Annotated in this window: 6 protein-coding genes; 4 read left to right on the plus strand and 2 right to left on the minus strand. The window is 60.0% G+C overall.

Annotation, left to right across the window (positions count from 1 at the left end):
- The 4 genes from LJE63_00505 to LJE63_00520 form a co-directional block, all read left to right on the plus strand.
- A partial coding sequence (locus LJE63_00505; protein ID MCG6905072.1) for a choice-of-anchor I family protein occupies positions 1–2,809 on the plus strand: 2,809 nt, incomplete at its 5' end.
- Between the two features lie 430 nt (positions 2,810–3,239).
- Positions 3,240–4,109 (plus strand): hypothetical protein, encoded by an 870-nt coding sequence (locus LJE63_00510; GenBank protein ID MCG6905073.1) that lies wholly within the window; start codon positions 3,240–3,242, stop codon positions 4,107–4,109.
- A gap of 561 nt (positions 4,110–4,670) precedes the next feature.
- Complete coding sequence (locus tag LJE63_00515; protein ID MCG6905074.1) at positions 4,671–5,294, plus strand: AAA family ATPase; 624 nt, start codon at positions 4,671–4,673, stop codon at positions 5,292–5,294.
- Between the two features lie 9 nt (positions 5,295–5,303).
- Positions 5,304–5,489, plus strand: coding sequence for a hypothetical protein (locus LJE63_00520; protein MCG6905075.1), 186 nt, complete (start codon positions 5,304–5,306; stop codon positions 5,487–5,489).
- Positions 5,490–5,952: 463 nt separating this feature from the next.
- Here LJE63_00520 and LJE63_00525 read toward each other — a convergent pair whose 3' ends face one another.
- Positions 5,953–7,143 (minus strand): GAK system CofD-like protein, encoded by a 1,191-nt coding sequence (locus tag LJE63_00525; protein ID MCG6905076.1) that lies wholly within the window; start codon positions 7,141–7,143, stop codon positions 5,953–5,955.
- 50 nt (positions 7,144–7,193) lie between these two features.
- On the minus strand, positions 7,194–7,669 hold a 476-nt coding region (locus LJE63_00530), incomplete at its 5' end, for an HprK-related kinase B (GenBank protein MCG6905077.1).

Genomic DNA, 7,669 nt, shown 5'->3' on the forward strand with positions numbered 1-7,669 from the left:
GGCCCGGGGCGTTCGCATTATCGATGCTTCCGTCAAGCCCTATCAGGATCTCGAGCCAGAATACATCACCGTCTCCGACGATTCGCGCTTTGCCTGGGTGTCGCTTCAGGAAAACAACGCCATCGCCCTGCTGGATGTCCAGCGCGCCCGCTTCCGGTGGGTCCGCGGGTTGGGCCTCAAGGACCACGGCATCAGCGCCGACGGCCTGGACGCCAGCGACAGGGACGGTCTGATCAACATCCAAAGCTGGCCGGTGTTCGGAATGTACCAGCCGGATGCCGTGGCTGCCTTTCGATCCAACGGCAGAACCTATATCGTTTCGGCCAACGAGGGTGACGCCAGGGATGAAGAGGAGTCGAGGATCAAGGACCTTGTCTTGGATCCGGTCCTTTTCCCCGATGCCGATGACTTGCAGGAAGATGAAAACCTCGGGCGCCTGACCGTCACCAACAAGAACGGGGACCTGGACGGCGACGGGTTCTTCGAGGAGCTCTGGGCTTTCGGTGCAAGATCCTTTTCCATCTGGACCGCCGACGGCGAGCTGGTCTACGACAGTGGCGACCACTTCGAGCAGATCGTTGCCGCCGTCAACCCGACCTTCTTCAACTCCGACAACGACGAAAACACCTTCGACAGCCGCAGCGACAACAAGGGGCCCGAGCCCGAAGGCGTTACGGTGGGCCGTATCGACGGGCGCACCTATGCGTTCATCGGCCTGGAAAGGGTCGGCGGCGTGATGATCTACGACATCACCGATCCCTACGATCCGCAGTTTGTCCAGTACACCAACAACCGCGCCTTCTCCCTCGATCCGCCGGCGCCCGACAGCGGGCCGGAAGTCCTGGTGTTCATTCCCCGTTACCAAAGCCCGACCCGCAGGGCACTGCTGCTGGTGGCCAATGAGGTCAGCGGCACCGTGACAATCTATCAGGCCGGCAGCCAGAATGATGGGGTCACCCTGTCCCTGCTGCACAACAACGACGGCGAGTCCTCGCTGCTGCCGCTTGTAAACGACGCGAACGGCACCCCATTGCCGATCGGCGGGATCGCGGCTTTCAAAACCCTCACCGACCGGCAGATCCGGGAGGCCCGCGCAGCCGGTCATTCGGTGGTCAACGTTTACGCCGGCGACGCCTTCCTGGCCAGTGCGACGCTGGCCTGCAGCCTGCCGCCCAATCCGCCGGACACCCCGGTCTACGATGCCATCGCGCAGCGCAAAATCCCTTATGATGCCCACATTTTCGGCAACCACGAGTTCGATTTTGGGCCCGACTTCATGGAGAGGTTCATCCGCAGCTTCGAGGTTAACGGGGTCCTCAATCAGCCCTTCCTGAGCGCAAATCTGGACTTCAGCGCCGAACCCGGCTTCAGCGATTTGATCAAGGGCGACGGTTTGCTGGCGGGTCACAGCACCGACGGGCAGGTGGTGGCGCGCTCGGCTATCATCACCGACAAGGTCACCGGGCAGCGGTTCGGTATCGTCGGCGCCACCACGCCGGCCCTGCCGACCATTTCATCGCCGCGGGACGTCCTGGTGACCAGTGATGATCTCGAGAGCACCGCGGCCGTGGTGCAGGCCGAAGTCGATCGGCTGATGGCGGCGCCCTATCACATCCGGCGCATCATCTTCGTCAGCCACTTGCAGGATATCGACACCGATATCGAACTCGCCGTCCAGCTGCGCGGCGTGGACCTGCTGGTCGGCGGCGGGGGCGACGAGCTGCTGGTCAACCCGGACGTGCCGCTGGAAGACCAGCTTCTTCCGGGTGAGTCAGCCCCCATCGAAGGTGACTATCCCATCCAGACGCGGGATGCCGAGGGCAACACGGTCTATATCGTCACCACCGGCGGCAACTACAAATACCTGGGCCGGATCGTGGCCGTGTTCGACGGGAAGGGTCAGATCAGCGAAATCGTCAACCACCAGACATTTCCGCGGCGGGTCATCCCGAAGAGCGACGCCGCAGCCCAGCTGGGAATAACCGACGCCGTGGAACCCGATCCGGCCATCGTCGAAGATGTCATCGAACCGGTTGAAGCTTGCTTGGAAGAATTGCAGAAACCGATCATCGGCACCGAAGTACCACTCGATGTCTCGCGAGCTGGCTCACGCGGACGTGAGACGAACACCGGCAATCTTGTCGCCGACGCCTATCTGTACAACTACGACCAACTGGCCCCCATCAACGGCCTGCCCGCGCGCGACGACACGGTCATCGCGGTTCAGAACGGCGGCGGCATCCGGCAGAACGCCGGCGATGTCCTGCCGGTGGGCGGAGCAGTGCCCGGCACGATCACCCGTGACAACACTCTCAACGTGCTGGCCTTTTTGACCAATTCGGTCACCGTGGTGCAGGATGTGACCCCGGAAGATCTCAAGCAGATCCTGGAACGCGCGGCCAGCAGCATCGGTGGTGGCCAGTTCCTGCAGATCGGCGGATTACGGGTCGTATACGATCTCTCACGAACCGCGCAGGTCATCGCCAGCGACGGCACGGTGACGACACCGGGCGAACGCGTGGTGAGCGCAGAACTGCTCGACGGGACCGAAATGATCGCCGAAGGGGTCGTGGTATCCGGAGCTCCCAACGTCGCCATCGTCACCAACAGCTTTACCGCCGCCGGCGGCGACAACTACCCGTGGCTCGCGGAGAACCCCAACCAGTTGCAGTTCCCGGCAACCTACGAGCAAGCCTGGGTGGAATATTTGTTGAGTTTTCCAGTTCTGGGGCTGCCCACCATCCCGGCGGGGGATCCGCGTTACCAGCCGGACGGTGAGGGTCGCATCACATTTGTCAATGCGCCATAGTTCGGCTGCCCGTGTGCCGGCGACGAAGCCCCAAGAGGCGTATTCGGCCAACGCCTCTTCAGCCCATCGCACCGGCGGGGCGAACCCCAAAGCGGATATGGCCTTCGGCTTTACCACCAGAGCGGCCCCGATGAGGCCCGAAGGGAGGTGATACCCCATACGAACGGGTTTTCCCCGGCATTTCAGCCGGCCTAAAACGGAAATCAACCCCAATTCGAAAAAAGGAGAAACAACCAATGTGTATGCAAATGCCACGGAAAAAAGGGGCGAGGTCTTTTGGTCTGCTCCTGGTTCTTCTGATCGGGTTCGTTTTTCAGCGGCAACGGCTGCAGCCGAAGACAAATGGGGCGGTGACCATCGATGGCCGTGCTGGAGAGAAAAGGCCCCCGACGTTCAACTCGGCCCGCGGCCCTATTTCCTCGTCCAGAACATGGAGGAGGGGTGGCTCAAGCGCAGGCTGGCGGCATGCGCCGACGGCCCGTTTGAAAAAACCGATTTTTCGATCGGCCACCGCGGTGCCGCCCTCCAGTTTCCCGAGCACACCAAGGAATCCTACGAGGCGGCCGCGCGCATGGGGGCCGGCATCCTGGAGTGCGACGTGACCTTCACCAGCGACCGGGAGCTGGTTTGCCGCCACTCCCAGTGCGATTTGCACACCACGACCAATATCCTGGAGACAGAATTGGCCGAGAAATGTTCCGAACCCTTCACGCCGGCCGAATTCGATTCGGACGGAACACTTGTCAAGCCGGCATCCGCCAAGTGCTGCACCAGCGACATCACGCTGGCGGAGTTCAAAACCCTGCGCGGCAAGATGGACGCCGCCAACCCCTATGCCACAACCGTAGAAGAATACCTGGGGGGCACCCCCAATTGGCGCACCGACCTGTATGCCAGCTGCGGCACCCTGATGACCCACGCAGAGAGCATCGCGCTTTTCAAGGAACTTGGCGTGAAGATGACGCCGGAGCTGAAAAGCCCCAGTGTGGAGATGCCTTTTGAAGGCGATTACACCCAGGAAATCTATGCTCAGCAGATGATCGACGAGTACAAGGCCGCCCGGGTTCACCCGCGCAACGTTTTTCCGCAGTCCTTCAACATCGAAGATGTGCATTACTGGATAAAAAATACGCCCTGGTACGGCAAGCGGGCCGTGTATCTGGACGACGCCAACACTCCGGACGAACTGCCGTCGTTTTCCGAGCTCCAAACCTATGCGGATGAGGGCATCAAGATCGTGGGGCCGCCGATGTGGGCCCTTCTAACAGTTGACGGCAGTCGTATCGCACCCTCCACCTAAGCCCTGGATGCCCGGAAGGCCGGACTCGACATCATCACCTGGACCCTTGAGCGATCCGGCCCCCTCGAGAGCGGCGGCGGGTGGTATTATCAAACCCTCCCAGGCGTGATCCAGAGGGACGGGGACATGCTTACCGTTCTTGACGTGCTGGCCTGGGATGTCGGCATCCTGGGCATCTTCTCCGACTGGCCCGCCACCGTCACCTATTACGCCAACTGCATGGGGCTGAAGTAACGATCCGAACCGGTGGGCGGGGTGACACCGTCGAGCGCTGTCGCCCCGCCCGTTTTCCTCGATCCTGTCCCGGGAAAAAAGACTCCGGAAGTCGAGAAATCCGAGCTTGACAAAGAAGGGAGTCTTTACTATCGGGTAAAAGAGCACCGAAGCCCTGTGGATCCCGCTTGACCTTCCCAGACAGCAACCATCGGAGTTGTGCGCGCCCGATTGGTTTTGGGCCCACCATGCTTTTATCCTAAAAGCCAAGGGAGTCGCGGCGTGATGGCCCGGGATGCGGGAAAAACCCGTCGATTACGCCCATGTTACAAGCATAAGGGGCTTTAAATGGTCATCAGCCTGGTCAATCAGAAGGGCGGCGTCGGAAAAACCACGGTTGCCGTCAATTTGGCCTGCGGGTTGGCACTGCGGGATTTTTCCGTCCTACTGGTCGACTGCGACCCCCAAGGCAGTGTACTGCAGTGGCATTCCATTCAAAACCACGCCTTTCTCAGCGTCGAGCGGCCGGTTCAGCAGTTCGACGGCCAGCGCTTCCGCAAACGCGCGTCAAAATACGACTATGTCGTGGTTGACGCGCCCCCCGCCCTGGGCGACATTACCGTCAGTGTGCTGGACGCCGCCGACCTCGTTCTCATTCCGGTGGGTCCAAGTGCCCTTGACCTTTGGTCGAGCAAGCAAATTCTCGCCTTGCTCGAAAAAAGCCGTAACAAACGCCTTCGCAGCAAGGCCAAAGTTCTTATCTGCAGAAAAATACCCGGCACGCGCATCGGGCGCGAGGCCCGGGAGGCGGTCGACGTCTACGGCCTGGATATTGTGCCGGTGGAAATTTCGCAACGCATCGCCTATGTCGAGGCGATGACGGCCGGCCTCTCGGTGCTGCAATTCGCGCCTTCGAGTGCGGCGGCAGAGGAGATAACCGCTCTTTGTGACTTCGTCCTAAAACTGCCCTGAGGAGGAAACATGGCCAAAAGACGTCAGCTGAAAGATGCCGCGGCCGACCCGACGGTTGCGGTCGGACAACCGGTTCGACAATCCAGCGCTACTGCGCCGTCTCGATCGTGGCCGAAAATTATGCTATCGGTTGTTTCGGTGCTCGTCGGCGCCGTCGTTGGGGCCTTTATCAATCGCTATCTGAAAATCCTATAGCCACCGCACTCCGAAAAGTGATGATTCATCCCGCGCCGGGAAAAGCCGCGACGGTCATGTTGCCATCGGTGCCCCATCGCTTTCCTTGAACTTGGCGGAAAATGGAGCTTTTTGGATCGCAAACTGGTCGGTGCCTCCAATGAAGCAGTCCGGGAACTAAAAGAAAGCGGAGGCGTATCGCTGCGTTTTTCATTCCTATGTTGGAGGGAAACAGAGTTCGCCCTGACCGCGTTCGCATTTCATCAAAAAATCGGATTTTTCCGGGTGCTCCGCCGTATATCCGGGGATGATTATCACCATGGCCAAAACGGATAAGACAAAAAAACAAACCCCATGTTTCTACTGCGAAAATACTGGAATAGAAAAAAGTAAGATTACTACCTTGAAAGGGCCGGTTTATCAGTGCATAGCTGGAGCGGCCCCGCGGTTCTTGCGGCCCCACCGTCAAGTCCGCGGGCCGGCCTCAGGCCAGTGAAAGAAGAATGGGGACCAGCAGTTTTTCGTCAATATATGGCGCGCTGCGCATAGTAACCAGGCGGCAGTTGATCACCTTGATGCCGTGCTTCTCCAGCTGCAATGGGTTCAGCCGGCCGTTGTAATGGCCGCTGCGTTCATCAACCAGGATAAAATTCAGCACATCCCGCGGTTTTATCGCCTCAGGATCGTCCTTGCGAAGGTAGTTCAACAGACGATCCACCTGCCCTGCCAAATCCAGGCCGAACAATTCCGGGTCAATTCCCGTGTTGGGAATGAACACCTTTGGGCAATGATTGCCCTGAATCGCCGTGCCGACACCCTCCGGCAGAAGGTTGGCGATGAGGCTGGAGTAGAAGCTCCCCATGGGGTAGCAGATCAGATCGGCATCCGCGATCCAATTGCTCATCTTTTCCCTGAGGGAGACCACCGCCGGTTGCGGGTTCGTGCGCGACTCACTCAAGTATACCCGCTGAACCATGGCGGAAATGGGGGGCACCTCTTTTCCGGTTAGAAGATGTTGGCCCGCCAGGACAACACCGTTTTCCAGCTCGGCTATCAGATGAAGAGCCCGGCTTGTAACGGGGCGCACAACGCCGCGCACATTGGCAAGCTTGGAGAAGACATAAATCACCGGGTCCAGATGGCGCCGGTTGTCCAGGTAGCCGCTGGCAAGCACAAGATTGCCGATGCTCGCCCCGCACAGGTCAAAATCAGCCGGCATGTGCTGTAAAAAACTGTAGAGATACTGTCGGATGATTTTGCGCATGGGGTCCGGTATGCGTTTTATCAGCGGGTGATGCCCCTCCGCCATGCCTGCCAATTCCTCGCGAAGCTCAGCGCGGGATGCATCTTTGGGAAATCGGCAGGAAAAGAGTTTAAAAATCTCCGGGTTGCCGGTCAGGCTGCGATCCGCCAGCGCCATCAAGCGATTGCGAATGTCGCCGATAGCCGGCATGTGGAAAGCATCCCGCAGCTTGGCCGAACTGCCCCCGGAATCCACGGGGGTGATGATGTGGATGGAGTTGTGGGTGTAGTAAATCAGCTCCTCGCTGACTTTTCGCAGGGCGGTGCCGCCGGTGAAGAAAAGAATGCGGGGCGCAAGTTCGGGGCAGCGCCGGTAAAGCTCGAGGCGCGCAGGGTCCGGTAGATTGATCGATCGTGTGATCTCGATTTTCATCTCATGCCGGCGGCGTCAAATCGGCCGCCCTGGGGCCATTGCGGGCGTGTTTAGGGGCGTTGCTGCCAAAGGTCCAGGCAGGCCCGGGTGGCCGCCTCAAAATCGATACCGCCGCTGAACTCCCATACCGGACAGGAAGAAAGCAGATCGAGGTAACCGGCTTGGGTCGGCTCCGGCATCCGGCAGGCATCATCCGGCAGAAAAAACAGGCCGGCCGGCTTCATGAAGGCCGGCAGGAGGTCGGTCCGGTCGGCCAATGCCACCCGCTGGGTTGTCATCGGCTCCTGGTCGCGCCGCCAATTCAAGATCACCAGCCCCGACATCGGCGCGCTCAGCTCAAAGCGATCCGGTCCGAAACAGGCCTCGATGGGGGCGTCATACTTGTGCTCCAGATTCCACAACTCCTTGGGCGGCAGACCGCTGAAGCGTTGGCGCTCGGCTTCCGACATGACGCCCTGCAGCTGGGGGTTGTTGAGAGCGGTTCCCGGGTTGATGCGGGGCAGTTTGGCGACCCCGTGCATCATCA

It is taken from the genome of Desulfobacteraceae bacterium (assembly GCA_022340425.1).
Taxonomy (GTDB): Bacteria; Desulfobacterota; Desulfobacteria; order Desulfobacterales; family JAABRJ01; genus JAABRJ01.

Coding starts and splice junctions, on each gene's coding strand:
- LJE63_00510 (MCG6905073.1), top strand. CDS start 3,240: ATGGAGGAGGGGTGGCTCAAGCGCAGGCTGGCGGCATGCGCCGACGGC.
- LJE63_00515 (MCG6905074.1), top strand. CDS start 4,671: ATGGTCATCAGCCTGGTCAATCAGAAGGGCGGCGTCGGAAAAACCACG.
- LJE63_00520 (MCG6905075.1), top strand. CDS start 5,304: ATGGCCAAAAGACGTCAGCTGAAAGATGCCGCGGCCGACCCGACGGTT.
- LJE63_00525 (MCG6905076.1), bottom strand. CDS start 7,143: ATGAAAATCGAGATCACACGATCGATCAATCTACCGGACCCTGCGCGC.